A 25,613-nucleotide genomic window follows, 5' to 3' on the forward strand; every position below is an offset into this window, starting at 1 on the left:
AAAAGGGATATGACGTTACGGTCATATCCCTTTTTTTATGCGCGGGGATGCTTCGGCCGGAACATCGCGCGCAGCCGGACACCATCGCGCAGCATGCCCACGGCAATGCCGATGAATGTGTAAAACACGCAGAGGATCAGCAGCATCATAATGTCACCGCCGACATCCTTAAACGGCAATCCCATCTGATTCACACCGGCAATCGCTTTAGTCGCCCACGTTGAAGGGAGCATCGAAGAAATGGCCCGAACCCACGCTGGCATCGCCTGCAACGGCCAGATGGTACCGGAAATATAGAACACCGGCGTGGTCAGGAAGGCCAGCGTCAGGTAAATCAACTCCACGCTGCGCAGGCATTCCGTCACCAGTTTTCCTAAGCCCAGAACCGCCAGCAGGAACGGGAAGGTCAGCAGCAAAATTTCAGGAATGGTGGCCGTTTGCCGGTAACCCAATACCCACGGCCACAGCACAAACAATACGATCGACAGAAACAGCCAGACCGGGATCAGCGCCGAAATCCCCCCCAGAAAAGCCGGGATCGAAGGTTTCCCGGCAGGCCCGCTATTGAGCACAATACTGACACGCACGCTGGCGATCAGCAGCGAGTGCTGCAATAACATCACCAGCAAGCCGGGGAAAATAATCGCGGCAAAACTGATGCCGGGGTTAAACACATCAAGCGACTGGCCGAGGATCGGGGAAAGCACCACGCTGGCCTGACGCTCACTGAAACCGTTACTGAGCAGCAAATCCGTATTGTACTGCGTGAGGATCGACTGATACGCCGCGAGCACATCCTGCTGGATTTGCCCGTTTGCCAGCCGGTTAGTCGCATCGCCATACACCGGGATCACGATGTTTTGTCCGGCGAGGATCTTCTTCTCCAGATCGACCGGCATGATGATCACCGCGAACAGTTTTCGCAGCGCCAGATCGTGTTCCGCTTCCGCCAGATTGTCATAAGCGACAGTGGCAATTTTCGATCCCGCATCAAGCTGACGGGCCAGCATGCGACTGGCGGTGCTGTGATCCTGGTCGATCACCGCGACGGGCAAATCCCACACCGTACGGTTGGCATACACCAGACTCATCACGCACAGTGAAAGCAGCAACATCATCCACATCGGTTTATCGAGCAAACCGGTGAGCACTTTACCGAAGGTTTTCCACCAGGTTTTAACCCATTCGCGACCGGTCATTGTCCTGGCTCCTGTTGTTTCATCCGCATATACAGGCGTTTACGTACCAGCAAACTGGTCAGCAGCGGATAGATCAGCAGGATGCAGCACACCATCAGGATGCCGCGCACCGACACTTCGCGCAGGAAAACGTCAAACATGGCGGCCAGTGCGTAACTCAGGGGTTCGATGCCGGAGATAATACGGGCGGGCAGTGGCATCGACAGTACCGGTACCGCCATTCCCGAGAATGTCAGCGCGATACTGACGAAAATCCCCATCATGGTGTAAGCCGTGATCGTGGTTTTGGTGAAGGTGAAAAGCAGCAATCCAAGACTTTGTGCGGCGATCACATAGAAAAAACCGATCAGCAGCATGTATAAGGGATTACCGCTGACACGTGCGTCAAAGAATCCGACCAGCATAGCGATTTCCACCATCAGCAAAGTGGTGAAACACAACGTATACGGTGCGAGTTTACCGAGCAATGCCAGAGTGAAAGAAGGCGCGCTGAGTAAGGCCTGACTGCGCGCCATCACGTAGATCATGCAGGTTACTGTAAACAATTGCAGCAGGTGAATGGTCGCGGCAAATTGCTGGTAATAGATGTAGCTGCCGCTGGCGTTAAATAAGCTGCCATAAGAGACATCGACGCTTGCCAGCGACGGCAGCGTTTTGCCCATTTCTGTCGCAATAATTGAACGGTAACGGGTGTTAAGTTCGGTGATCAGTCCGCTGAAATCCTGAGTGGAGTACAGTCCGGCACCATAGAATAAAGCGTTGTAATAGAGCACCGCGCTGGGCTGTTTTCCAGCCAGCACGCCGGCTTCAAAGTCGTTGGGAATATACAAAAGCGCGTAATCCTGCGCGGTACGCAGACGGTATTCCGCTTCCGGTAAGCCCCCCCCGAAAGCCTGCACGTGCGCATGGGAACCGGCGTCCAGTTTGCGGACCAGCGTTTTGGACAGCGGGCTGTGATCGTTGTCGACCACAGAAACCGGTAAATCCAGCAAAGTGCCTTCCGAAAAGTTGCTGCTGATGAGCCCGAAAAGCAGCAAAGGGAAAATCCAGCACAACCAGTGAATCACCGGCTTGCGGAAAGCGTGCCGGGTCTCGCGGGTAAAAGCCCGACTGAAACAACGCCATGCGGCTTTTACCCTTTCACTGCGCGGCGCTTTAACCGGTCTCACTTAGCTTTCCATTGCCACAACGCGCTCATGCCCTGTCGTAATCCGGGCACCGGTTTCGCAGGGTACAGACGCACTTCAAAGGTTTTTAAATCAAAGTCGCCGGTCGCACGCGTGGCACGTTTGGTCGCATAATCGCCGAGCGGTGCAATGTAGCGCACTTCAGCTTCGATCATCTGGTTATTCAGCGCCGGAACGCGCATCTGGACTTTATCGCCTTTACGCACGCCCGCCAGAATATCTTCCCGCAGGTTAAACACGAAATACGCATCAGGCAGACGAACTAACGTCAGTAACGGACTCGAGGCATTTTGCAGCTCGCCGACTTCCACGGGAACTGGCCCGACTTCACCATCAACCGGTGCTTTAACCTGCAAATCATCGGTTTGCGCTTTCACTTCCAGCAGATCTTCTTCCGCCTGACGCAACTGGGCGGCATAGCTTTCGCGTTGCTCAACGCGGTCGCCGTTGACGCCTTCATCCAGATTAGCTTTGGCGACTAATACCTGCTGATAAGCACTGTCGCGGGCACGGCGGGAATCTTCTAAATCAGAAGCAGAAATAAAGCCCTTGGTCGCCACTTGGGCATTACGGTTATAAAGATCACGTGCATTAATGTATTCCGCCTGCGACTGCGCCAGCGTGGCTTTCAGGTTACGGATGCTTTCTTCACGGGTGCCGTTAACGGAAAGATCAAGCTGGGCTTTTGCCTGATCGCGCGCCGCTTCGGCCGCGCGCAACTGCGCCATCAGCTCGGGGCTGTCGAGGGTGATCAATAGCTGCCCGGCTTTGACATCGTCGCCGCGTTCCACATGGCGCTCTATGACGCGGCCCTTAGCTTTCGACGCCACAATCACTTCCGGCGCGTCAACTTCGCCCTGTAACAAGAGATCCTGATTGTGCGCCCGAAACAGCACCGCCAGAGAAACCGCAACGGCGACCAGCAGGAGGGTCAATAAAATTCGTTTACTCATCGGTGCGACACCCTTTTTGTTTGCCCGTTTTTAACACAAAACAACATATTGGCTGAAATGATAGTTTAAGTTATTTCAATCTGATTTTAGGATGTTTAAACGGCATTTAAGAGCACAAATGCCGTATTCAATACGTCAGCATTGGGTAATACTCGTTCTAATTATGAGCGGAGTGAATACTTTCTCCCCTCACCTCCATTAAGAGTGAGCTGCGATTATGTCTGATAAAAACACCGTTCCCCTTTCCGTTCTCGATCTGGCACCGGTTCCGCAAGGCGCGGATCCTGCCCGCGCATTCCAGTGTTCACTGGATCTGGCACAGCATGCCGAGAAATGGGGCTACCAGCGTTACTGGATGGCAGAGCACCACAATATGACCGGCATCGCCAGTGCGGCAACCTCTGTGCTGCTGGGGTATATCGCGGGTGGGACGAAAACGATTCGTGTGGGTTCCGGCGGCGTGATGCTACCAAACCACTCACCGCTGGTGATTGCAGAACAGTTCGGTACGCTCGCCACGCTCTATCCGAACCGTGTGGATCTGGGGCTGGGCCGTGCGCCGGGTACCGATCAGCGCACCATGATTGCCCTGCGCCGCCATCTTTCCGGTGAAATCGATAACTTCCCGCAGGATGTGCAGGAATTGCAGATGTACTTCGGTGATGTTCAGCCTCAGCAGCCGGTTCAGGCCGTGCCCGGCCAGGGTTTGCATGTGCCGATCTGGTTACTCGGCTCCAGCCTGTACAGCGCTCAACTGGCGGCGGCCCTCGGCCTGCCATTTGCCTTCGCCTCACATTTCGCACCAGACATGCTGTATCAGGCGTTAGCGATTTACCGCAGCAAGTTCCAGCCTTCCGCGCAGCTTGAGAAACCGCACGCAATGGTCTGTATCAATGCCATTGCTGCCGATACGGATGAAGAAGCGCGCCGGATGTTCACCTCTAATCAGCAGCAGTTCATCAATTTGCGTCGCGGCATGCCGGGCAAACTGCCTGCGCCGGTTGATAACATCGAAAGCTTATGGTCCGCTCAGGAACGTTTTGGCGTGGATAATGCGCTGCGTATGTCGGTGGTCGGCAATAAAGAAACGGTGCGTCAGGGTCTGCAAAATATTCTGCGTGAAACCGAAGCCGATGAACTGATGATCAACGGCCAGATTTTTGATCATCAGGCACGCCTGCATTCATTCGAGATTGTTTCACAGCTTCAAGGTGAACTGGTTAAAGCGCAGCGTATTGGCTAACCGGCCCCGTAAATTGCAGACGAAAAAAAACCAGCCTGATGAAGGCTGGTTTTTTATTATCTGAGGATCAGCGAACTGAAATCAGATTATGCGTCAGAAGTACGACGTGGTGCGCGGCTTGGCGGACGACGGTCACCTGCGGCTGAAGCGCCTTCACGGCGGTCACCACTGAAAGTACGTGGAGCACCAGTACCACGGGCACCTTCACGACGTTCACCGTTGAACGGACGCGGAGCACCGTTACCACGACGCTCACCGCCAGCACCGGCCGGACGATCACGACGTGGAGCCTGTGGCACCGCATCACCGATCAACTGCATGTTCATCGGTTTATTCAGGATACGTGTACGGGTGAAGTGAGACAGGATCTCGCCCGGCATACCTTTCGGCAATTCGATAGTAGAGTGCGTACCGAACAGCTTGATGTTACCGATGTAACGGCTGCTGATGTCGCCTTCGTTAGCGATAGCGCCAACGATGTGACGAACTTCAACGCCATCGTCACGACCCACTTCGATGCGATACAGTTCCATTTCGCCAGCGTCACGACGCTCACGACGTGGGCTGTCGCCATCACGTGCAGGACGATCATTGCTACGTACCGGACGGTCACGACGATCGCCACGATCACCGCGGTCACCACGTTCTTCGAATTCACGACGTGGTGGACGGCTTTTGAAGACCGGATCCGCTGCAACGATCAAAGGACGTTCGCCCTGTGCCATTTTCAACAGTGCCGCCGCCAGTGTTTCAACGTCCAGCTCTTCTGCAGGTTGCAGTTTCGCCAGCAGCGCACGGTATTGATCCAGATCGCTGCTTTCCAGTTGTTGCTGAACTTTCGCTGCAAACTTAGCCAGACGACGTTCGCCCAGAACTTCTGCAGTTGGGATTTCAACTTCTGGAATGGTCAGCTTCATGGTGCGTTCAATGTTACGCAGCAAACGACGTTCACGGTTCTCAACGAACAGCAGTGCGCGACCCGCACGGCCAGCACGACCGGTACGACCGATACGGTGAACGTAAGATTCTGAGTCCATCGGGATGTCGTAGTTAACAACCAGGCTGATACGTTCTACATCGAGACCACGTGCTGCCACGTCGGTTGCGATCAAAATGTCCAGACGGCCATCTTTCAGACGTTCCAGAGTCTGCTCGCGCAGTGCCTGATTCATGTCACCGTTCAGTGCAGCACTGCTGTAGCCACTGCGTTCCAGCGCTTCAGCCACTTCCAGCGTTGCGTTTTTGGTACGAACGAAGATGATCGCCGCATCAAAATCTTCTGCTTCCAGGAAACGCACCAGCGCTTCGTTTTTGCGCAGACCGTAGACAGACCAGTAGCTCTGGCTGATGTCAGGACGCGTGGTTACGCTTGACTGGATACGCACTTCCTGAGGATCTTTCATGAAGCGACGGGTAATGCGACGGATAGCTTCTGGCATAGTTGCAGAGAACAACGCGGTCTGATGTTCAGCCGGGATCTGCGCCATGATAGTTTCGACGTCTTCGATGAAGCCCATACGCAGCATTTCATCAGCTTCGTCCAGCACCAGGCCACTCAGGTTAGAGAGGTTCAGGGTGCCGCGTTTCAGGTGGTCCAGCAGGCGGCCCGGTGTACCCACAACAACTTGTGGTCCCTGACGCAGTGCGCGCAACTGGACGTCATAGCGCTGGCCGCCATAAAGGGCAACCACATTCACGCCATGCATGTGTTTAGAGAAATCAGTCATTGCTTCAGCAACCTGAACCGCCAGTTCGCGGGTAGGTGCCAGAACAAGAATTTGTGGTGCTTTCAGTGAAGCATCAATATTGTGCAGCAGCGGTAAAGAGAATGCGGCTGTTTTACCGGAACCTGTCTGAGCCATACCCAGAACGTCGCGGCCACTTAACAGGTGAGGAATACACTCAGCCTGGATTGGTGAAGGTTTTTCGTAGCCCAAATCAGTAAGGGCAGAAATGATCGGAGCAGACAGCCCCAGGTCAGCAAAAGAGGTTTCAAGCTCAGTAGTCATGTACACGTGCCTCATTAATAATGGCAGCCAGTCTACATAACTCGTCGAGAAAATTTTCAGTCATTTTCATTGAAAAGTGTGAACCGGCTCAAATTAGATTATAAAACGAACAAAGCAACCCTCGCCCGTTAAGGCGCTTAAAAATGGTAAATACCATGATTAAAAGGCTGATTGGTGTCGTCAGCTATTGCTGGTCCGATTCTGATAGGTCGTCTTGCTCATGGCCCAAAAGCGCCAATTCCAACAATGCATAGCGGTGCTCAACAAAGTTATGGACGTTGTTAGCTACCGTCAGTTTGAACAGTGCCGCGGCGCTGTTCTTGTCCCCCAGACTTAGGTAATGTTTACCTAAATAGAAGTCAGTTTCACTGAGATGCTCAGCGAGCGAAGTGTTATCCGTTGCTTCTGCCTTGAGGCGTTCCATCAGCGTAGATTCGCTGATTTTGCCCAGGTAGAATTCGACGATATTCCATCCCCATTGCCCTCTGTCCGCTTTGTCATAACGCTGTTGAAGCGCTACGTCGGCATTCTTTGGATTGATTTCTCGCTCCGCAAGATAAAGCCATAACGAACGGAAGGGATCATTTGGATCGTCTCGATAAAACGCCTGCAGATCATCCTGCGCTAACGAGAATCGGCCACCGTAATACAGGGCGATACCTCGGTTCAAACGCGCGTAGTTGTAAGTTGGATCAAGCTCTAGTACAGAATCAAACGCTTCATAGGCAGCATCGAAATTGCCTGCCTGCGTTAGGTAAATCCCCAGGTAGTTAAAAACTTCTGGCATATCAGGACGAATAGACAGCGCTTGTGAAAAATCATTTCGCGCCAGTGCTCTTAGCCCGAGACTATCATACAGCACACCGCGCTCATATAATAGCTGTGCTCTCTCATCATCGGTTAATGACCGACTGGCAAGTATTTGTTCCATGCGTGCCAGGATGACTTCCTGCTGCAACGTCGGCTGCAACGGAATCGCCAGAACTTCATTTTTACGCCAATCATGGTTGCTGCATCCTGCCAACATAAGTGCTGTCGCAACATAACACCAGCGCAAGAAAGGCTTCATTTCTACTCCCGGAGACAAACATTGGATGAACATCCTGTCATCCGCTTGCTTAACACAAACGCGTCCTGCGTCCGTGAGACGAACAGCTCCTTCCCAAATGGAAAGGAGCTGTAAAACTTCTGTTACAGATTATTCTGCTGCAGGTTGCTCAGTTGTTTCGTCCTGAGAAGGTGCGGTAGCTTCTTTGATGCTCAGACGCACACGACCCTGACGGTCAACTTCGAGAACTTTAACCGGAACTTCCTGGCCCATCTGCAGGTAATCAGTCACTTTCTCTACACGCTTGTCAGCGATTTGAGAAATATGCACCAGACCTTCTTTACCGCCGCCGATGGCAACAAATGCGCCAAAGTCTACGATACGGGTCACTTTACCCTGATAGATACGGCCAACTTCGATTTCAGCAGTGATCTCTTCGATACGACGAATAGCGTATTTCGCTTTCTCGCCATCGGTGGCTGCGATTTTCACAGTACCGTCATCTTCGATTTCGATCGTGGTGCCGGTTTCTTCGGTCAGCGCACGAATCACAGAACCACCTTTACCGATCACGTCCTTGATTTTGTCCGGGCTGATCTTGATGGTGTGGATACGCGGAGCAAACTGAGAGATATCGCCACGTGGAATGCTGATAGCTTGTTCCATCACGCCCAGAATGTGCAGACGTGCACCCTTAGCCTGATTCAGAGCCACCTGCATGATTTCGCGGGTGATACCTTCGATTTTAATGTCCATTTGCAGCGCGGTGATACCGTCGCGGCTACCGGCCACTTTAAAGTCCATGTCGCCCAGATGATCTTCGTCACCCAGAATGTCGGACAGAACGATAAAGCTTTCGCCTTCTTTAACCAGACCCATTGCGATACCCGCAACAGCGGCTTTAATCGGAACACCTGCGTCCATCAGGGCCAGAGATGCGCCACAAACAGAAGCCATTGAAGATGAACCGTTGGATTCAGTGATTTCAGAAACCACACGTACGGTGTACGGGAAGTCTTCTGGTTTTGGCATCATCGCCAGCACGCCACGTTTAGCAAGACGGCCATGGCCAATCTCACGACGTTTTGGCGAACCCACCATCCCAGTTTCACCTACTGAGTACGGAGGGAAGTTGTAATGGAACAGGAAGCTGTCAGTTTTTTCGCCCATCAGCTCATCCAGGTTCTGTGCATCACGCGCAGTACCCAGAGTGGCAGTGACCAGCGCCTGAGTTTCGCCACGGGTGAACAAAGCAGAACCGTGAGTACGTGGCAGAACGCCAGTGCGCACGTCCAGACCACGGATCATGTCTTTTTCGCGACCATCAATACGCGGCTCGCCACGCAACACACGGCTACGAACCACATTCTTCTCGATGCTGCCCAGAATGTCAGAGATTTCACCAGCGTCCAGGGATTCGTCTTCAGCTTGCAGAGCCTGAACAACGTCAGCTTTGATCACATTAATCTGGTTGTAACGTTCTTGTTTCTCGGTGATCAGGTACGCATCACCCAGACGGGATTCAGACAAGGCAGCGACGCGAGCGTGCAGCTCTGCGTTAACCGCTTCTGGCTGCCAGTCCCATTTTGGCTTACCAACTTCAGCAACCAGTGAGTTGATGTTGTCGATAACGATTTGTTGTTGTTCGTGGCCGAATACCACTGCGCCCAGCATCTGATCTTCGCTCAACACTTCAGCTTCAGACTCAACCATCAGAACCGCGCCCTGAGTACCGGCAACAACCAGGTCCAGACGGCTTGTTTTCAGCTCATCTGCGGTTGGGTTCAGAACATACTGATCGTTGATGTAACCCACGCGTGCAGCACCGATCGGGCCATTGAATGGAATACCAGACAGGCTCAGGGCAGCAGACGCACCGATCATCGCAACAATGTCAGGGTTAACTTGTGGGTTCAGAGAAACGACCGTCGCGATAACCTGAACTTCATTCAGGAAAGAGTCCGGGAACAGCGGGCGAATCGGGCGGTCAATCAGACGTGAAGTCAGTGTTTCGCCTTCACTTGGACGGCCTTCGCGACGGAAGAAGCTACCCGGGATACGACCAGCAGCGTAAGTACGCTCCTGATAGTTAACAGTCAGCGGGAAGAAGCTCTGACCTGGTTTAGCTTTTTTCTGGCCAACAACGGTAACGAATACCGCGGTGTCGTCCATGCTAACCATAACAGCGGCAGTTGCCTGACGAGCCATCATGCCAGTTTCCAGCGTAACGGTGTGCTGGCCGTATTGGAATTTACGAATAGTCGGATTAAGCAATGTAATATCCTTTTTTGTGGCGCGCAGCTGTTATGACAGCAGTTCACGCCGATAAATATCCGAGCTTCTCACTACATTCTCGCGACTAATGACAATCCTTATATGCCTGACAAAGTGGCAATAAAGTCTCTCATTAGCCGCGCGAAAACATCTGTAACGGAAGTTCATGTTCTTAGAATAACAGTAGAAACCGCAGCCATACAGTACCCTGATTTGGCTGAGCTTCCTAGAATAAAGGGGCCTATTGGCCCCTTTACACTGAAACTAGCTTGATTAGCGACGCAGACCCAGACGTTCGATCAGGCCGGTGTAACGCGCTACATCTTTACGCTTCAGGTAGTCCAGCAGTTTACGACGCTGAGAAACCATACGCAGCAGACCACGACGGCTGTGGTGATCTTTTTTGTGTTCTGCAAAGTGACCTTGCAGATGGTTAATTTGAGCAGTCAGCAGAGCAACCTGAACTTCGGTAGAACCACTGTCGTTAGTGCCGCGACCGAAGTCGGAAACGATCTGAGCCTTAGCTTCAACGCTTAGAGACATAATCTTACTCCAAAATATTATAGATAATTAAACGGGTGCCGATCTCTAATTCAGCAACCCAATGCATAAGCTGCGCTATTCTACCCTTTGCTATATATGATCGCAAGGTGGGCAGAAAGCGCTTAGTCGGTGTATTCAACGACCAGACGACGTGGCGCAATGCGGCCATCATCATCAATTTCTCCTACACCGATAAACTTACGTTCTTCGCCTTCAGTGATGCGAACCATACCGCTGACAGGCGCACCAGATGCCTGAACAGGTTGACCCTGTTTGACATATCCGGCCACCACAGGCAACAGATTCACTTCCGGGAAATCTTCACATGCGCTATCCATCGGCAACAACAAAGGATCCAGCAGCAAGCGCGGCTCAATGCCCTGCTCTTCTGCCTGAGCGATCAGCTCATGGAGTTTTTCCATAGTGACCATTCGCTCTGAAGGATAAGTTGCCACCTGCAAACGACGCAGATAAGTCACGTGCGCACCACAGCCCAGTTTCTCACCAAGATCATCGACAATCGTGCGGATGTAAGTGCCTTTTGAGCAATGAATCTCCAGCTCAACATCAAAGCCTTCCCAGCGTATAAACTGCAATTCATACACGGTAATGCTGCGTGATTCTCGCGGGACTTCGATGCCCTGACGTGCATATTCGTACAGTTTTTTCCCTTCATATTTCAATGCTGAATACATGGAAGGAATTTGCTGAGTTTCTCCGCGGAAACTGTCGAGTGCGTCGTCCAGTTGCTGCTGAGTGAAAGTCATTTCACGTTCGGAAATGATGGCACCTTCGGCGTCTGACGTATCCGTACGTTGTCCCATGCGGGCAATCACGCGATAGCGTTTGTCAGAATCAAGCAGGAACCGGGAAAACTTGGTCGCTTCACCCAGGCACAGCGGCAGCATACCGGTGGCTAAGGGATCGAGCGCACCGGTATGGCCTGCGCGGTTAGCGTTATAAAGGCGTTTAACCTTTTGCAGGGCATCGTTAGAAGACAAGCCTAAAGATTTGTCCAGTAGCAGAACGCCGTGTATGTCACGGCCGCGGCGACGTGGGCGACTCATTATGCTTCCTCGTCATCGCCTGCAGCTGAACGGCGTTCAGCATCGTTCTTCACGACATTGGTCACCAGATTGGACATACGCATACCTTCAACCAAAGAGTTGTCGTAAGCGAAAGTCAGTTCTGGTACGACACGTAAACGCATCGCTTTACCGATCAGGGTACGGATGAAACCTGACGCGTCCTGCAAAGCTTTGATGCCATTTTTGACACGATCAGGATCGTGATTGTCAGTCGTCAGCACGTCCAGGAAGGTGACGAACACTTTGGCATACGCCAGGTCGCGTGATACTTCTACGCCTGAAACTGTCGCCATGCCTACGCGCGGGTCTTTGACTTCACGCTGTAAGATGATGGCGATTTCTTTTTGCATCTCCTGGGAGACACGTTGAGTACGGCTAAATTCTTTTGCCATGATGCTTTTCTCCTCACTTGCTCCAGACAAATAAGGGGGCGCAAGGCCCCCCATCTGGATATCAGCTACTTCGCAAACGTTAAGCGATAGTACGTTTGATCTCGATGATTTCGAAGACTTCGATCACATCACCAGTACGCACATCGTTGTAGTTCTTAACGCCAATACCACATTCCATGCCGTTACGCACTTCAGCAACGTCATCTTTGAAGCGACGCAGGGATTCCAGTTCGCCTTCGTAGATCACCACGTTTTCACGCAGTACACGGATTGGGTTGTTACGCTTGATCATACCTTCAGTCACCATACAACCTGCGATAGCACCGAATTTAGGTGACTTGAACACGTCACGAACTTCAGCCAGGCCGATGATTTGCTGTTTGTATTCTGGCGCCAACATACCGCTCATCGCCTGTTTGACTTCGTCAATCAGGTTATAGATGACAGAGTAGTAACGCAGATCCAGGCTTTCGCTTTCTACGACGCGGCGGGCAGAAGCATCTGCACGGACGTTGAAGCCCAGAATGATCGCGTTAGAAGCAGCGGCCAGTGTCGCATCAGTTTCAGTGATACCACCGACCCCCATACCGACGATCTTAACTTTAACTTCGTCAGTAGAAAGGCTTTGCAATGCATCGGAAATCGCTTCACAAGAACCCTGAACGTCTGACTTCAGAACGATGTTCAGTTCAGAAACTTCACCTTCAGTCATGTTCGCAAACATGTTTTCCAGTTTAGATTTCTGCTGGCGAGCCAGTTTAACTTCGCGGAATTTACCCTGACGATACAGAGCAACTTCACGGGCTTTTTTCTCATCACGTACAACGGTAACTTCATCCCCCGCAGCCGGTACACTGGACAGACCCAGTACTTCGACAGGGATAGAAGGACCCGCAGACGTAATATCACGCCCCATTTCGTCACGCATCGCACGGACACGGCCGTATTCGAAGCCACACAGAATGATGTCGCCTTTGTTCAGAGTACCTTCCTGAACCAGAACGGTTGCAACCGGGCCACGACCTTTGTCCAGGAAGGACTCGATCACAACGCCGCTTGCCATACCGGTGCGAACTGCTTTCAGTTCCAGAACTTCGGCTTGCAGCAAGATAGCTTGCAGCAAATCGTCAATACCGGTACCAACTTTCGCAGAAACGTGGATGAACTGAGATTCACCGCCCCACTCTTCCGGCATAACGCCGTATTGAGACAGTTCGGTACGAACACGGTCCGGATCAGCATCTGGCTTATCAATTTTGTTCACTGCAACCACGATTGGCACGCCAGCAGCTTTCGCATGCTGTACGGCTTCGATGGTTTGTGGCATCACGCCATCATCTGCAGAAACAACCAGTACAACGATATCCGTTGCCTGAGCACCACGAGCACGCATTGAGGTAAACGCGGCGTGTCCCGGAGTATCCAGGAAGGTGATCATGCCGTTTTCGGTTTCTACGTGGTAAGCACCGATATGCTGGGTAATACCACCGGCCTCGCCTGCTGCCACTTTCGTTGAACGAATGTAGTCAAGCAATGAGGTTTTACCGTGGTCAACGTGGCCCATGATGGTCACAACCGGAGCGCGTGGCTCAGCGGCTGCAGAAGCACCCGTGTCACGATCGCTCATCAGCGCTTCTTCCAGCTCGTTCTCACGACGCAGGATAACTTTATGACCCATTTCTTCTGCAACCAGTTGAGCAGTTTCCTGATCAATGACCTGGTTGATGGTGGCCATGGCGCCCAGTTTCATCATGGTTTTGATGACCTGAGAACCTTTAACTGCCATTTTGTTTGCCAGCTCAGCAACAGTAATGGTTTCACCCACTACAACATCACGGTTCACGGCAACAACAGGCTTGTTAAAGCTCTGCTGTAAGGTACTTGGCTTACGCTTACCTTTACCGTTACGGCCAACAGCACGGGCTTCTTCGCGATCCGCTTTAGATTCGGACAGCTTGTTGCCTTTTTTCTGTTTGGTCGCTTTGCCACCGCGAGTACGGCTGCGACGTTCGCCTTCAACTTTGGCGTCATTTTCGTCTTCAGCAGCACGAGCATGGGTAGAAGTGGTGACATGATAGTCAGCAGATTCTGATTCGCTTGGTGCAGTAGCTTCAGTCCAGACACCAGAGTCAGCCATTTTACGGGCCTCTTCTGCGATGCGCTTGGCGTTTTCTTCAATCTTACGCTGGGCTTCTTCTTCCGTTTTGCGTTTCAGCTCTGCGGCTTCAGCTTCACGGCGTGCTTTCTCTGCCTGAGCTGGTTTAGTTACTTCATCGGTATTTTGGTTGGTCACTTTATCTTTTTCCGCTGCATCACGCTTAGCTTTATCAGCGGCCTCACGTTTAGCTTGCTCTTCGGCGGCGCGTTTGGCTTTTTCCTGAGCTTCGCGCTGGGCTTGCTCCGCTGCTGCACGCTGTGCCTGTTCTTCCGCGTCACGCTTCGCCTGCTCTTCCGCTTCGGCCTGGGCAAGTTCTGCCTCGGTCATATCACGTTTAACATAAGTGCGTTTCTTGCGGACCTCGATTTGCACCGATTTACTCTTCCCGCCGGTGCTCGGAATATTCAGTGTACTACGCGTTTTGCGTTGTAACGTCAGTTTGTTTGACGCACCTGAATTTCCACCATTCAGATGCGACAATAAAGTTTCTTTTTCTTGCTGGGTCACAGAGTCAGCTTCGGACTTCGAGATCCCTGCATCAGCAAATTGCTGTACCAGGCGATCTACCGGAGTCTGAATCTCTGCCGCCAGCGATTTTACAGTTACATCTGTCATGCTGTTCCTTCCTGCTACAGTTTATTACGCGTTGTCGCCAAACCAGCAGATATTGCGCGCGGCCATGATAAGTTCACCAGCCTGCTCGTCAGTAAGACCTTCAATATCAGCCAGATCGTCGACACCCTGCTCGGCAAGATCTTCCAGCGTACAAACCCCTTGTGCAGCCAGTTTAAATGCCATGCTACGTTCCAGACCCGCCAGATTAAGCAGATCGTCAGCAGGCTTTTTGTCACCGAGACTTTCTTCCTGAGCTAAAGCCAGTGTGGTCAGCGCTTCTTTCGCACGTTCGCGCAGCGCATCCACGGTGTCTTCATCCAGGCCGTCGATTTCAAGTAGTTCGTTAACTGGCACGTAAGCCAGTTCTTCAAGCGTAGAGAAACCTTCTTCAACCAGAACCGTGGCGAAATCTTCATCGATGGCCAGATATTTGGTAAAGGTATCAATCGCAGCGTGTGCCTCAGCCTGATGTTTGGCTTGCAGGTCGTCTGCTGTCATCACGTTCAGTTCCCACTTGTCATCACCACGATGCTGTTTCAACAATTGGGAGGCCAAACGCACGTTCTGGCCATTGCGGCCAATCGCCTGTGCCAGATTGCTGGCTTCAACGGCGATATCCATGGTGCATTTATCTTCATCAACTACGATGGAAGCGACGTCTGCCGGTGCCATTGCGTTGATAACAAATTGCGCAGGATTGTCATCCCAAAGGATGATATCAATGCGTTCACCGCCCAGTTCACTGGAAACGGCCTGAACGCGTGCACCACGCATGCCGACACAAGCACCGACCGGGTCGATACGTTTGTCGTTAGTTTTTACAGCGATTTTTGCACGGGAACCCGGATCACGAGCTGCTGCTTTAATTTCGATCAGTTCTTCGCCAATTTCCGGCACTTCGATGCGGAACAGTTCAATCAGCATCTCGTTTCGTGAACGGCTGACGAACAGCTGAGCACCACGTGCTTCAGGGCGAACATCATACAGCACCCCACGGATACGGTCGCCGGAGCGGAAGTTTTCACGAGGAAGCATGTCTTCTCGCAGGATAACAGCTTCAGCGTTGCTGCCTAAATCCAGCGCAATACTGTCACGGTTAACTTTCTTAACGACGCCAGTAACAATTTCACCTTGCTGCTCACGGAACTGATCAACCACCATCGCGCGTTCTGCTTCACGTACCTTCTGTACGATAACTTGTTTAGCAGTCTGCGTAGTGATGCGGTCGAAAGTGACCGACTCAATTTGATCTTCAATATATCCGCCGAGGTCGATTGACGGATCTTCGTATTGTGCAGCTTCGAGGGTGATTTCACGGGTCGGCTGAGTCACTTCGTTGACTGCTACCCAGCGACGGAAAGTATCGAAGTCGCCTGTTTTGCGGTCAATGCTGACGCGGACTTCGATTTCCTGCTCGTATTTTTTCTTGGTCGCCGTTGATAATGCAATTTCCAGCGCTTCAAAAATCTTCTCGCGCGGGAGGGATTTTTCATTAGAAACTGCTTCTACAACAGCCAGAATCTCTTTGTTCATCCTAGTTGCCTCTTCCAAACTCTTTAAAAGTGGGGTACCAGGTTCGCTTTCTGGATGTTGCTCAGTGCGAACACTTCATCTTTCCCTTCCACTGTCACCGTGATCATCTCGCCTTCGACAGCTTTAATGATGCCTTGCCATTTGCGGCGGTTTTGCACTGCCATGCGCAAAACAACACTGACTTCATCGCCAAGAAAACGTTGATAATGTTCAGCGGTGAACATAGGACGATCAAGGCCTGGAGAGGAAACTTCCAGGTTGTAGGCGACAGTGACTGGATCTTCAACGTCCAGCACAGCGCTCACCTGGTGGCTGACATCAGCACAATCATCAACATTGATCCCGGCGTCACTATCAATATAGATGCGCAACGTCGATTGGCGAGCCCGAACGAACTCGATGCCCACCAGCTCAAAGCCAAGTGCCTCGACTGGTGCTGTAATCAGCTCTGTTAATTTTTGTTCTAATGTGGACAAGCCCACCCCCAAGACATAAAAAAAGGGCTAAATAGCCCAGTGATTCTGTTGCCAAATAACAAAAAACCCCGATAAATCGGGGCTTTATGCAACTGGACCCTATTCGCCGCATAGCGGCTTCGGTACAACTTTCGCGAAGTGTTGTTTTCAAATTGAAGCTGCAGAACATCACAGGAAGATACTGAAAGTCTATTTGAAATAAACACTTAGGGAAAGTGGTTGCGGGGGCCGGATTTGAACCGACGACCTTCGGGTTATGAGCCCGACGAGCTACCAGGCTGCTCCACCCCGCGTCCGAAAACGTGGCAAATACTACGCCGATAACCGCTAAAAAGCAAATTATCATAAAGATTGGTACCGAGGACGGGACTTGAACCCGTAAGCCCATTCGGGCACTACCACCTCAAGGTAGCGTGTCTACCAATTCCACCACCTCGGCACTCTTTTTTTTCACAATCGCTTATACTGTCCAAGCATAAGCCACTGTTTGAAAACTTAGCTTCTTTGATAAGAAGTTTACTGCTTAGTGAGGAACGTCACTGTTAGGCGCTGCTGGAGCTGCCGGTGCAGTCGTCTGCTCAGTTTTAGCTGGCTGACTCAGGTTTTCCCACTCACTGCCTTTTTGGCCTTTATTGGTGCTCATGTTCCCGAGAATCAAACTAATGATAAAGAACAATGCTGCCAAAACGCCGGTCATGCGGGTCATGAAGTTACCGGAACCACTCGAACCGAACAATGTGCCAGAAGCACCTGCCCCGAAAGAGGCTCCCATATCAGCGCCTTTACCTTGTTGCAGCATAACCAGAGCGATAAGCCCAATTGCTACGATAAGGAAAATCACCAGAAGAGCGTCGTACATAGTAGTACCTGTATCCTCGCGGGTTCACCGCATGCCAATTGCTTCTCACCATTTAGCAGGTCATCAAAGGACCCACTGAAGCGGGTGTGAATACTAACCAAAGCCGTATTACCGTGCAAGGGCAATTTTCATCAAACTGTTCGTTTGCGGAAAAAAACGGCAAATCGGGATAAAACATGCTGCCAGGAGGTCCGGCAGCGAGAAACTCACCGAAAATTTACCGTTTTTTATCGGCTTACGCTTTGACCGCTTTGACGGCATCCGCAATACGGTTGGCCAGTTTTTCCACCAGCTCGGCATCTTCCCCTTCGACCATTACGCGCAGCAGAGGTTCGGTACCTGATTTACGCAACAGCACCCGACCGCGGCCCGCTAACTGCTTTTCAACTTCAGCCGTGACCTGCTTAACCTCATCGGATTCCAGCGGATCATGTTCACCAGCAAAACGGACGTTGATCAGGATCTGCGGAAGCAATTTCATGCCGCTGCACAGGTCATGCAAGCTCATATGATTGCGCACCATCGCGGTAAGCACTTGCAAACCTGCCACAATGCCATCACCGGTAGTGGTTTTATCCAGCAAAATGATATGGCCTGAGTTCTCAGCCCCGATCCGCCAACCTTTTTCCTGCATTTTTTCCAGTACGTAGCGATCACCTACTTTCGCACGGGTAAAGGGAATGCCCAGTTGCTTTAAGGCCAGCTCGAGGCCCATATTGCTCATCAGCGTGCCGACAGCACCGCCTTTCAACTGGCCCTGACGAAGCCCTTCACGCGCAATGATGTAGAGGATTTGGTCGCCATCAACTTTATTGCCTTCGTGATCAACCATGATCAGGCGATCACCATCGCCGTCAAAAGCCAGCCCGACATCTGCTTTTTCAGCCAGAACACGCTGCTGCAACTGACGGACATCCGTTGCGCCGCACTCTTCGTTGATGTTCATCCCATCCGGCTCACAGCCGATAGCGATGACTTTTGCCCCCAATTCGCGCAAAACGCTAGGTGCAATGTGATAAGTAGCGCCGTTGGCACAGTCGACCACAATTTTCAGACTGTTCAGACTCAGTTCTGTCGGGAATGTGCCTTTACAGAATTCGATGTAACGACCGGCGGCATCCACGATGCGGCTGGCTTTACCCAGTTCGGCAGATTCAACACATGTCAGTGGTTTTTCAAGCTCAGCTTCAATCGCCTCTTCCACTTCGTCAGGTAATTTAGTCCCGTCGATTGTGAAAAACTTAATACCGTTATCGTAGTAAGGATTATGCGAGGCTGAAATAACGATGCCCGCTTCTGCACGGAAAGTACGTGTCAGGTAAGCAACGGCAGGCGTTGGCATCGGGCCTGTGAAAGAAGCCGATAAACCTGCAGCAGCAAGCCCTGCTTCTAACGCTGATTCCAGCATATAACCCGAAATGCGGGTATCTTTCCCGATGATCACTTTACGCGAACCGTGGCGTGCTAATACTTTGCCAGCCGCCCAGCCTAGTTTCAGAACAAAATCAGGGGTAATCGGGGTATCGCCCACTTTTCCGCGGATGCCATCTGTCCCAAAGTATTTACGGTTGCTCATAATTAGTTTTTATCCCTTGCAGAAAGTGTCGCTTCCACGATACGCATCGCTTCAACGGTTTCTTTTACATCATGTACACGCACGATCTTAGCACCTTGCATGGCAGCGATCACAGCACAAGCAACACTTCCGGTAACCCGTTTCTCAGGAGAAACATGCAGAAGTTGCCCCACCATGGATTTCCTCGACATCCCCACTAACAATGGCATGCCAAAGTGATGAAACTCAGCCAACCGTGCGAGCAACTGATAGTTATGCTCCAAATTTTTACCGAAACCGAAGCCCGGATCGAGCAACAATTTCTCTTTCGCAATGCCGGCGTTAACACAACGGGCAATTTGCTCAAAAAAATACTGATCCACCTGCGCAACGACATTGTCGTAATGCGGGGCATGCTGCATCGTTTTGGGGTCACCCTGCATGTGCATCAGACAAACAGGCAAACCTGTTTCGGCCGCAGCCTGTAGCGCACCGGGCTCCTGAAGTGAACGGATATCGTTGATCAGATGCATGCCCGCATTTGCCGCTTCACGGATCACGGCGGCTTTTGAGGTATCGACGGAGATCCAGACATCAAAACGCTGCGCAATGGCTTCGACTACCGGCACCACACGGGCCAGTTCCTCATCTTCGCTGACTTCTGCTGCACCAGGGCGGGTCGATTCACCACCGATGTCGAGAATTGTCGCGCCTGCATCAACCATTGCCTGAGCATGTCTGAGAGCAAGATCAAGCGTGTTATGTCGCCCGCCATCGGAAAATGAGTCGGGGGTAACGTTCAGGATCCCCATAACCTGGGGGTAAGTGAGATCCAATCTGGACTCTCTGGCAGTGAGGTGCATAAATCACGTCCCTTCTGATCAATCAATAAAGGCTTTTCAAATTCCGAGGCAAAGAATGCACGCATAAAAAACCCCGGGCAAGCCCGGGGTTGAGTGTCATCAGCATTATTTTCCAATCAGCCTCTTACTTGCCGCTGAATTGCTCAAACATCGTGTTGCCAGGATTCGGCGTACGAGGTTCGTCGACAGGCGTTGGCGCTTTTGGCGTACCGCCGTCATTGGAGCTGCTGTTACCGTTTTTGCCGTTAGCATCGTCCCAGCCAGCTGGCGGGCGAACTTCAGTACGGTTCATCAGGTCATCAATTTGCGGTGCATCGATGGTTTCATACTTCATCAGGGCATCTTTCATTGAATGAAGGATATCCATGTTTTCCATCAGCAAAGTACGCGCACGAACGTAGTTACGTTCAACCAGAGACTTAACTTCCTGATCGATGATACGGGCGGTTTCATCAGACATATGCTTAGCTTTCGCGACTGAACGACCGAGGAAGACTTCACCTTCTTCTTCCGCATACAGCAACGGACCTAATTTATCTGAGAAGCCCCACTGCGTAACCATGTTACGGGCAATCGACGTGGCTACTTTGATATCGTTAGACGCACCGGTAGACACTTTTTCCACACCGTAAATAATCTCTTCAGCAAGACGGCCACCATATAAGGTAGAAATCTGACTTTCGAGTTTCTGACGGCTGGCGCTGATCGCATCACCTTCGGGCAGGAAGAAAGTCACACCTAATGCACGGCCACGAGGGATAATGGTCACCTTGTGCACTGGGTCATGTTCAGGAACCAGACGGCCAATGATGGCGTGTCCCGCTTCGTGATATGCAGTGGACTCTTTCTGCGATTCGGTCATTACCATGGAACGGCGCTCAGCACCCATCATGATTTTGTCTTTGGCTTTTTCGAACTCGACCATCGACACCACACGTTTGTTACCACGAGCAGAGAACAGTGCAGCTTCGTTGACCAGGTTAGCCAGGTCAGCACCAGAGAATCCTGGTGTACCACGGGCAATCACAGAAGCATCAACATCTGTCGCCAGCGGAACACGACGCATGTGAACTTTCAGGATCTGTTCACGGCCACGGACATCTGGCAAGCCGACAACAACCTGACGGTCAAAACGGCCCGGACGCAGCAACGCAGGGTCCAGAACATCCGGACGGTTGGTCGCGGCAATAACGATAATACCTTCGTTACCTTCGAAACCATCCATCTCAACCAGCATCTGGTTCAGGGTTTGCTCACGTTCATCATGACCACCGCCTAAACCTGCACCACGCTGACGGCCAACGGCGTCAATTTCATCGATGAAGATGATACATGGAGCCGCTTTCTTCGCCTGTTCGAACATGTCACGGACACGTGATGCACCCACACCGACGAACATTTCAACGAAGTCAGAACCCGAAATCGTAAAGAACGGGACTTTGGCTTCACCGGCAATGGCTTTAGCCAGCAAGGTCTTACCCGTACCCGGAGGACCCACCATCAGAACGCCTTTAGGAATTTTACCGCCCAGTTTCTGGAAACGGCTTGGTTCACGCAGGTAATCAACCAGCTCGCTCACCTCTTCCTTCGCTTCGTCACAACCTGCAACGTCAGCAAACGTAGTTTTGATTTGGTCTTCCGTCAGCATGCGGGCTTTGCTTTTACCAAAGGACATTGCGCCTTTGCCACCGCCACCCTGCATCTGTCGCATAAAGAATATCCAGACGCCAATCAGAAGCAGCATCGGGAACCATGAAATGAAGATAGTCGCCAGGAAACTCTGCTGTTCAGGCGGTTCACCAACAACTTTCACGTTTTTGCTCAGCAGCGTATCCAGCAATTTAGGATCATTAACCGGAATATAGGTTGTGTATTTGCTGCTGTCTTTTTTGATAACGTCAATCGCACGTCCATTGATACGTACTTCACGGACCTGGTCTTGGGCCACTTCGGTTGTAAAGGTAGTGTAATCTACCTTGTTACCATTAGATTCGCTGGGACCAAAACTCTGAAATACAGACATCAATACAACCGCGATGACTAACCAGAGGATCAGGTTCTTCGCCATGTCACTCAAGGGATTAACCTCATATTACAACTGTGTTAACAAACAGCGTTAGGGAACTACAGTTTCCGCCCTGTCGCTACGATGTACACTTCTCGCGAACGTGCTCGGGAAGCGTCTGGCTTACGAATCTTCACCTTCGTAAACAGGGAGCGAATTTCCCGCAGGTATTCATCAAAGCCATCTCCCTGAAACACCTTCACCAGGAAACTTCCGCCTGGTGCTAATACATCCCGACACATATCCAATGCTAATTCAACCAGATACATCGATTTTGGAATATCGACTGCCGGAGTACCGCTCATATTAGGGGCCATATCGGACATGACCACCTGAACCTTGCTTTCTCCCACGCGTTCAAGCAGCGCTTTGAGAACTAATTCATCACGAAAATCCCCTTGAAGGAAGTCGACTCCAACAATAGGATCCATAGGTAAAAGGTCAAGAGCAATAATTCGCCCTTTGTTACCGATCTGCGTCGCCACATACTGTGACCAACCACCAGGAGCTGCTCCTAAATCAACCACCGTCATACCCGGTTTAAACAGCTTATCGCCTTGCTGTATTTCATCAAGTTTAAACCAGGCACGGGAACGCAGCCCTTTTTTCTGTGCCTGTAGCACATATTTATCGCTAAAGTGTTCCTGCAACCAGCGACTGGAACTTGCAGAACGCTTTTTATTAGACATTATTTAGTAACCATATAGTTTTCCAACCACCCTGAGTTAGAGCTTTTGGAACAAGCTGTTAGCATCATGACGTCTATGGCTAAGTCAGTATTATTCCCTCCCCGAAGCAGTCCGGGTTGGTGATATACATGAGATGGCGGTAGAATGACCCGTTTTCAATCCCAACTTAAGCAAAAAAGACGATGAATCTTAACAATAAACAAAAACAGTACCTGAAAGGCCTCGCGCATCCCCTGAAACCGGTTGTTATGCTGGGCAACAACGGGCTGACTGAGGGTGTGCTCGCCGAAATCGAACAGGCGCTGCAACATCACGAACTGATCAAGGTTAAAGTCGCGGCAGAAGAACGCGAAACGAAGTCTTTGATCGTAGACGCGATTGTGCGTGAAACCAAGGCGTGTAATGTGCAAGTCATCGGCAATATGCTGGTACTTTATCGCCCTTCCACCGAAGACCGCAAAATTATCTTACCGCGTTAATCCATTAAGGTTTAACGAAAAGCGCTGTAGATTTTCGGAAAGGTGCCACGAAATCACGTTCAGGGGAAGGTCTGAGCAGGCCTTTTTACTTTAGTTTTCAATTTACTGTGAAGCAATTCACTGCATGAATGTGAGAATTATCGGGCGAAACATCACGTTTCGCCCTTTTTAATGCAGATTTTAGAGGTATTCGACCTTCAATACTTCAAACTCAACATCGCCGCCAGGCGTTTTGATGACAACAACATCATCCTGCTCTTTGCCAATCAAACCGCGGGCAATCGGGGAATTCACAGAAATCAGATTTTGCTTAAAATCTGCTTCGTCATCACCCACGATGCGGTATTTTTGTTCTTCTTCAGTGTCCAGGTTCATCACAGTCACTGTCGCACCAAAAATGACACGGCCGGTTGCGGGCATTTTGGTCACATCAATAACCTGAGCATTCGAAAGCTTAGCTTCGATTTCCTGGATACGGCCTTCACAAAAACCCTGCTGTTCACGCGCAGCATGGTATTCAGCATTCTCTTTCAAATCACCATGCTCACGTGCGGTCGCGATATCAGAAATGATTTTCGGGCGACGGACGCTCTTCAGATGGTCCAGTTCTTCACGTAATCTTTCTGCGCCACGTAACGTCATCGGAATCGGTTTCATATATTTATTACCTCTAACTTGGTCCTTTCGGTAAACACCGTCCTGATTGAATCAGGTAAGAAATTAAGCCAGTTCTTCTGACCGACTCTCTGGCGAAAAACAAAAAAAACCTCACCCGGCGTTGCCACCAGGCCAGGAATCATTTCGCATTTTGATTCGTATTTTAACGTAGAGTTCCTTGAGGATCATCGTTTACTTTCAGCCACGTTGCGCCTTGGTTCGTAGCATCGTAGTATGGCACCACATTATCCTGCCGTTACTCAGAGCCTTTACTCAAAATAATGCGTTTTTTACGAATTGTCAGTGGATTAGCATGCGCGTTTGTTCTGAATACAAATGCGGCTCAGATCGAAAATTACACAGAATATCTGCCTGATGGCACGAATCTGGCGGTGCTGGTACAGAAAATTGGCGCCCCTGCGCCTGTGATCGATTATCACGGTACCCAGATGGCGCTGCCTGCCAGTACTATGAAGATTCTGACGGCACTGGCTGCGCTGTTGCAGTTGGGGCCTGATTTCCGTTTCACCACTACACTCGAAACATCGGGTTCTGTTTCTGACGGAGTTCTCAAGGGAGATCTGGTCGCTCGGTTTTCTGGTGACCCGACCCTGAAACGCCAGAATATTCGGAATATGGTCGCTGTTTTGAAAAAACAGGGCGTCAAAGAAATCACTGGCGATGTGGTCATTAACACTTCCGTGTTTGCAAGCCATGACAAAGCTCCCGGATGGCCATGGAATGATATCACCCAATGCTTCAGCGCTCCCCCAGCAGCCGCAATTGTCGACAGAAACTGTTTCTCGGTATCTCTCTATAGCGCGCCTAAACCTGACGAGAACGCGTTTATTCGCGTAGCCTCTTATTATCCAGTGCATATGTTCAGTGAAGTCCGCACGCTGGCAAAAGGCTCTCCGGATGCGCAGTATTGCGAACTGGATGTCGTCCCGGGTGAATTCAACCGATATACACTCACTGGTTGTCTGACTCAACGCAGCGAGCCTCTGCCACTGGCTTTTGCTATTCAGGATGGTGCCAGTTATGCCGGTGCGATTCTTAAAGATGAGCTGTTGCAGGCAGATATCCAGATTGACGGCACCCTGAAACGTCAAACCCAGCCGACACCAGCAGGTACGGTTCTGGCACAAACGCAATCAGTGCCCCTGCATGATTTGCTGCATCAGATGCTTAAGAAATCAGACAACATGATCGCTGATACGGTCTTCCGTACGATTGGTCATCAGCGTTTTGGTGTGCCGGGAACATGGCGGGCGGGCTCAGACGCGGTTCGTCAGATTTTGCGTCAGAAAGCAGGCGTGGATTTGGGTAACTCGATTCAGGTTGATGGTTCCGGGCTTTCACGCCATGATTTATTGTCACCGGCCACAATGATGCAGGTGCTGCAATATATCGCCCAGCACGACAAAGAATTAGATTTTATTTCGATGTTGCCTTTAGCTGGCCATGACGGAACCTTACAGTACCGCGGTGGTCTGCATGAAGCGGGTGTCGACGGCAAAGTATCGGCAAAAACCGGTTCACTGTCTGGCGTATATAATCTGGCAGGTTTCATCACCACAGCCAGCGGACAGCGTATGGCCTTTGTGCAGTTCCTTTCAGGCTATGCTGTTCCCCCTGAAGATCAACGTACACGGCGTGCACCGCTGGTGCGCTTTGAAAGCCGTCTCTACAGGGATATCTACCAAAATAATTAACCACGGAGAAGTG

General features: G+C 51.1%; 22 protein-coding genes and 2 tRNA genes. 3 read left to right on the forward strand and 21 right to left on the reverse strand.

The genetic code is table 11. The features are described 5' to 3' along the window. Positions 1-35 precede the first annotated feature (35 nt). Genes HGO41_RS19735 through HGO41_RS19745 form a run of 3 tightly spaced genes read right to left on the reverse strand, consistent with a single transcriptional unit; the run spans position 36 to position 3,339 of the window. Positions 36-1,199, reverse strand: coding sequence for an ABC transporter permease (locus HGO41_RS19735; RefSeq protein WP_013573830.1), 1,164 nt, complete (start codon positions 1,197-1,199; stop codon positions 36-38). Beyond that, positions 1,196-2,368, reverse strand: a complete 1,173-nt coding sequence (locus HGO41_RS19740; protein ID WP_013573829.1) for an ABC transporter permease — start codon at positions 2,366-2,368, stop codon at positions 1,196-1,198. The genes HGO41_RS19735 and HGO41_RS19740 overlap by 4 nt, the downstream gene beginning before the upstream one ends. Further along, complete coding sequence (locus tag HGO41_RS19745; RefSeq protein WP_112152047.1) at positions 2,365-3,339, reverse strand: HlyD family secretion protein; 975 nt, start codon at positions 3,337-3,339, stop codon at positions 2,365-2,367. Before HGO41_RS19745 ends, HGO41_RS19740 begins: the two co-directional genes overlap by 4 nt. 217 nt (positions 3,340-3,556) lie before the next feature. Here HGO41_RS19745 and HGO41_RS19750 point away from each other — a divergent pair, with 217 nt between their 5' ends. Beyond that, positions 3,557-4,582: a luciferase-like monooxygenase gene (locus HGO41_RS19750; RefSeq protein ID WP_013573827.1), complete on the forward strand. Its 1,026-nt coding sequence runs from the start codon at positions 3,557-3,559 to the stop codon at positions 4,580-4,582. Positions 4,583-4,668: 86 nt separating this feature from the next. Here HGO41_RS19750 and HGO41_RS19755 read toward each other — a convergent pair whose 3' ends face one another. From HGO41_RS19755 to rlmE, 17 genes are all read right to left on the reverse strand, one after another. Continuing rightward, entirely contained in the window at positions 4,669-6,591 is a 1,923-nt protein-coding gene (locus HGO41_RS19755; protein ID WP_013573826.1) for a DEAD/DEAH family ATP-dependent RNA helicase, read from the reverse strand. Then, positions 6,581-6,661 (reverse strand): protein YrbN, encoded by an 81-nt coding sequence (yrbN, locus tag HGO41_RS25870; protein WP_096335046.1) that lies wholly within the window; start codon positions 6,659-6,661, stop codon positions 6,581-6,583. Before yrbN ends, HGO41_RS19755 begins: the two co-directional genes overlap by 11 nt. A gap of 114 nt (positions 6,662-6,775) precedes the next feature. Next, on the reverse strand, positions 6,776-7,660 hold the full coding sequence (gene nlpI / locus HGO41_RS19760) for a lipoprotein NlpI (RefSeq protein ID WP_014333708.1): 885 nt from the start codon (positions 7,658-7,660) through the stop codon (positions 6,776-6,778). Between the two features lie 129 nt (positions 7,661-7,789). Then, positions 7,790-9,913: a polyribonucleotide nucleotidyltransferase gene (gene pnp / locus HGO41_RS19765; protein ID WP_013573824.1), complete on the reverse strand. Its 2,124-nt coding sequence runs from the start codon at positions 9,911-9,913 to the stop codon at positions 7,790-7,792. Between the two features lie 273 nt (positions 9,914-10,186). Next, complete coding sequence (gene rpsO / locus HGO41_RS19770) at positions 10,187-10,456, reverse strand: 30S ribosomal protein S15 (RefSeq protein WP_013573823.1); 270 nt, start codon at positions 10,454-10,456, stop codon at positions 10,187-10,189. Positions 10,457-10,578: 122 nt separating this feature from the next. Continuing rightward, entirely contained in the window at positions 10,579-11,523 is a 945-nt protein-coding gene (gene truB / locus HGO41_RS19775; RefSeq protein WP_013573822.1) for a tRNA pseudouridine(55) synthase TruB, read from the reverse strand. Continuing rightward, positions 11,523-11,936 carry a 30S ribosome-binding factor RbfA gene (gene rbfA, locus HGO41_RS19780; RefSeq protein ID WP_014333704.1) on the reverse strand — a complete coding sequence of 138 codons (414 nt, stop codon included), beginning with the start codon at positions 11,934-11,936 and terminating at the stop codon, positions 11,523-11,525. The genes truB and rbfA overlap by 1 nt, the downstream gene beginning before the upstream one ends. A gap of 79 nt (positions 11,937-12,015) precedes the next feature. Further along, positions 12,016-14,709 (reverse strand): translation initiation factor IF-2, encoded by a 2,694-nt coding sequence (infB, locus tag HGO41_RS19785; protein WP_013573820.1) that lies wholly within the window; start codon positions 14,707-14,709, stop codon positions 12,016-12,018. 24 nt (positions 14,710-14,733) lie between these two features. After that, positions 14,734-16,242 carry a transcription termination factor NusA gene (gene nusA / locus HGO41_RS19790; protein ID WP_013573819.1) on the reverse strand — a complete coding sequence of 503 codons (1,509 nt, stop codon included), beginning with the start codon at positions 16,240-16,242 and terminating at the stop codon, positions 14,734-14,736. A gap of 23 nt (positions 16,243-16,265) precedes the next feature. Then, positions 16,266-16,718, reverse strand: coding sequence for a ribosome maturation factor RimP (rimP, locus tag HGO41_RS19795; protein ID WP_014411570.1), 453 nt, complete (start codon positions 16,716-16,718; stop codon positions 16,266-16,268). Positions 16,719-16,934: 216 nt separating this feature from the next. After that, positions 16,935-17,011 (reverse strand) — tRNA-Met (locus tag HGO41_RS19800). Positions 17,012-17,070: 59 nt separating this feature from the next. After that, positions 17,071-17,157 (reverse strand) — tRNA-Leu (locus HGO41_RS19805). An 84-nt stretch (positions 17,158-17,241) separates the two neighbouring features. Next, positions 17,242-17,577 (reverse strand): preprotein translocase subunit SecG, encoded by a 336-nt coding sequence (gene secG / locus HGO41_RS19810; protein ID WP_013573818.1) that lies wholly within the window; start codon positions 17,575-17,577, stop codon positions 17,242-17,244. A gap of 235 nt (positions 17,578-17,812) precedes the next feature. Then, positions 17,813-19,153, reverse strand: coding sequence for a phosphoglucosamine mutase (glmM, locus tag HGO41_RS19815; RefSeq protein WP_037034237.1), 1,341 nt, complete (start codon positions 19,151-19,153; stop codon positions 17,813-17,815). A gap of 2 nt (positions 19,154-19,155) precedes the next feature. Then, complete coding sequence (gene folP, locus HGO41_RS19820; protein ID WP_013573816.1) at positions 19,156-19,995, reverse strand: dihydropteroate synthase; 840 nt, start codon at positions 19,993-19,995, stop codon at positions 19,156-19,158. Positions 19,996-20,119: 124 nt separating this feature from the next. Further along, complete coding sequence (ftsH, locus tag HGO41_RS19825) at positions 20,120-22,063, reverse strand: ATP-dependent zinc metalloprotease FtsH (protein WP_014411568.1); 1,944 nt, start codon at positions 22,061-22,063, stop codon at positions 20,120-20,122. Between the two features lie 56 nt (positions 22,064-22,119). Continuing rightward, positions 22,120-22,749, reverse strand: a complete 630-nt coding sequence (gene rlmE, locus HGO41_RS19830; protein WP_013573814.1) for a 23S rRNA (uridine(2552)-2'-O)-methyltransferase RlmE — start codon at positions 22,747-22,749, stop codon at positions 22,120-22,122. Positions 22,750-22,931: 182 nt separating this feature from the next. Here rlmE and yhbY point away from each other — a divergent pair, with 182 nt between their 5' ends. Beyond that, positions 22,932-23,228 carry a ribosome assembly RNA-binding protein YhbY gene (gene yhbY / locus HGO41_RS19835; protein WP_013573813.1) on the forward strand — a complete coding sequence of 99 codons (297 nt, stop codon included), beginning with the start codon at positions 22,932-22,934 and terminating at the stop codon, positions 23,226-23,228. 180 nt (positions 23,229-23,408) lie between these two features. On the opposite strand, the gene greA is transcribed toward yhbY, so the two are convergent. Continuing rightward, a complete protein-coding gene (gene greA, locus HGO41_RS19840) occupies positions 23,409-23,885 on the reverse strand; it encodes a transcription elongation factor GreA (protein ID WP_013573812.1) in 477 nt (158 codons plus the stop codon). A 281-nt stretch (positions 23,886-24,166) separates the two neighbouring features. Between greA and dacB the strand changes: the two genes are divergently transcribed. Further along, positions 24,167-25,600, forward strand: coding sequence for a serine-type D-Ala-D-Ala carboxypeptidase (gene dacB / locus HGO41_RS19845; RefSeq protein ID WP_013573811.1), 1,434 nt, complete (start codon positions 24,167-24,169; stop codon positions 25,598-25,600). The last annotated feature ends 13 nt before the right edge of the window (positions 25,601-25,613 follow it).

Source organism: Rahnella sp. CG8 (assembly GCF_023701875.1).
Classification (GTDB): domain Bacteria; phylum Pseudomonadota; class Gammaproteobacteria; order Enterobacterales; family Enterobacteriaceae; genus Rahnella; species Rahnella aceris.

Coding starts and splice junctions, on each gene's coding strand:
- greA (WP_013573812.1), bottom strand. CDS start 23,885: ATGAAACCGATTCCGATGACGTTACGTGGCGCAGAAAGATTACGTGAA.
- HGO41_RS19755 (WP_013573826.1), bottom strand. CDS start 6,591: ATGACTACTGAGCTTGAAACCTCTTTTGCTGACCTGGGGCTGTCTGCT.
- nusA (WP_013573819.1), bottom strand. CDS start 16,242: ATGAACAAAGAGATTCTGGCTGTTGTAGAAGCAGTTTCTAATGAAAAA.
- yrbN (WP_096335046.1), bottom strand. CDS start 6,661: ATGAAAATGACTGAAAATTTTCTCGACGAGTTATGTAGACTGGCTGCC.
- HGO41_RS19735 (WP_013573830.1), bottom strand. CDS start 1,199: ATGACCGGTCGCGAATGGGTTAAAACCTGGTGGAAAACCTTCGGTAAA.
- secG (WP_013573818.1), bottom strand. CDS start 17,577: ATGTACGACGCTCTTCTGGTGATTTTCCTTATCGTAGCAATTGGGCTT.
- glmM (WP_037034237.1), bottom strand. CDS start 19,153: ATGAGCAACCGTAAATACTTTGGGACAGATGGCATCCGCGGAAAAGTG.
- HGO41_RS19750 (WP_013573827.1), top strand. CDS start 3,557: ATGTCTGATAAAAACACCGTTCCCCTTTCCGTTCTCGATCTGGCACCG.
- rbfA (WP_014333704.1), bottom strand. CDS start 11,936: ATGGCAAAAGAATTTAGCCGTACTCAACGTGTCTCCCAGGAGATGCAA.
- infB (WP_013573820.1), bottom strand. CDS start 14,709: ATGACAGATGTAACTGTAAAATCGCTGGCGGCAGAGATTCAGACTCCG.
- rlmE (WP_013573814.1), bottom strand. CDS start 22,749: ATGTCTAATAAAAAGCGTTCTGCAAGTTCCAGTCGCTGGTTGCAGGAA.
- ftsH (WP_014411568.1), bottom strand. CDS start 22,063: ATGGCGAAGAACCTGATCCTCTGGTTAGTCATCGCGGTTGTATTGATG.
- truB (WP_013573822.1), bottom strand. CDS start 11,523: ATGAGTCGCCCACGTCGCCGCGGCCGTGACATACACGGCGTTCTGCTA.
- yhbY (WP_013573813.1), top strand. CDS start 22,932: ATGAATCTTAACAATAAACAAAAACAGTACCTGAAAGGCCTCGCGCAT.
- HGO41_RS19745 (WP_112152047.1), bottom strand. CDS start 3,339: ATGAGTAAACGAATTTTATTGACCCTCCTGCTGGTCGCCGTTGCGGTT.
- dacB (WP_013573811.1), top strand. CDS start 24,167: ATGCGTTTTTTACGAATTGTCAGTGGATTAGCATGCGCGTTTGTTCTG.
- rpsO (WP_013573823.1), bottom strand. CDS start 10,456: ATGTCTCTAAGCGTTGAAGCTAAGGCTCAGATCGTTTCCGACTTCGGT.
- folP (WP_013573816.1), bottom strand. CDS start 19,995: ATGCACCTCACTGCCAGAGAGTCCAGATTGGATCTCACTTACCCCCAG.
- nlpI (WP_014333708.1), bottom strand. CDS start 7,660: ATGAAGCCTTTCTTGCGCTGGTGTTATGTTGCGACAGCACTTATGTTG.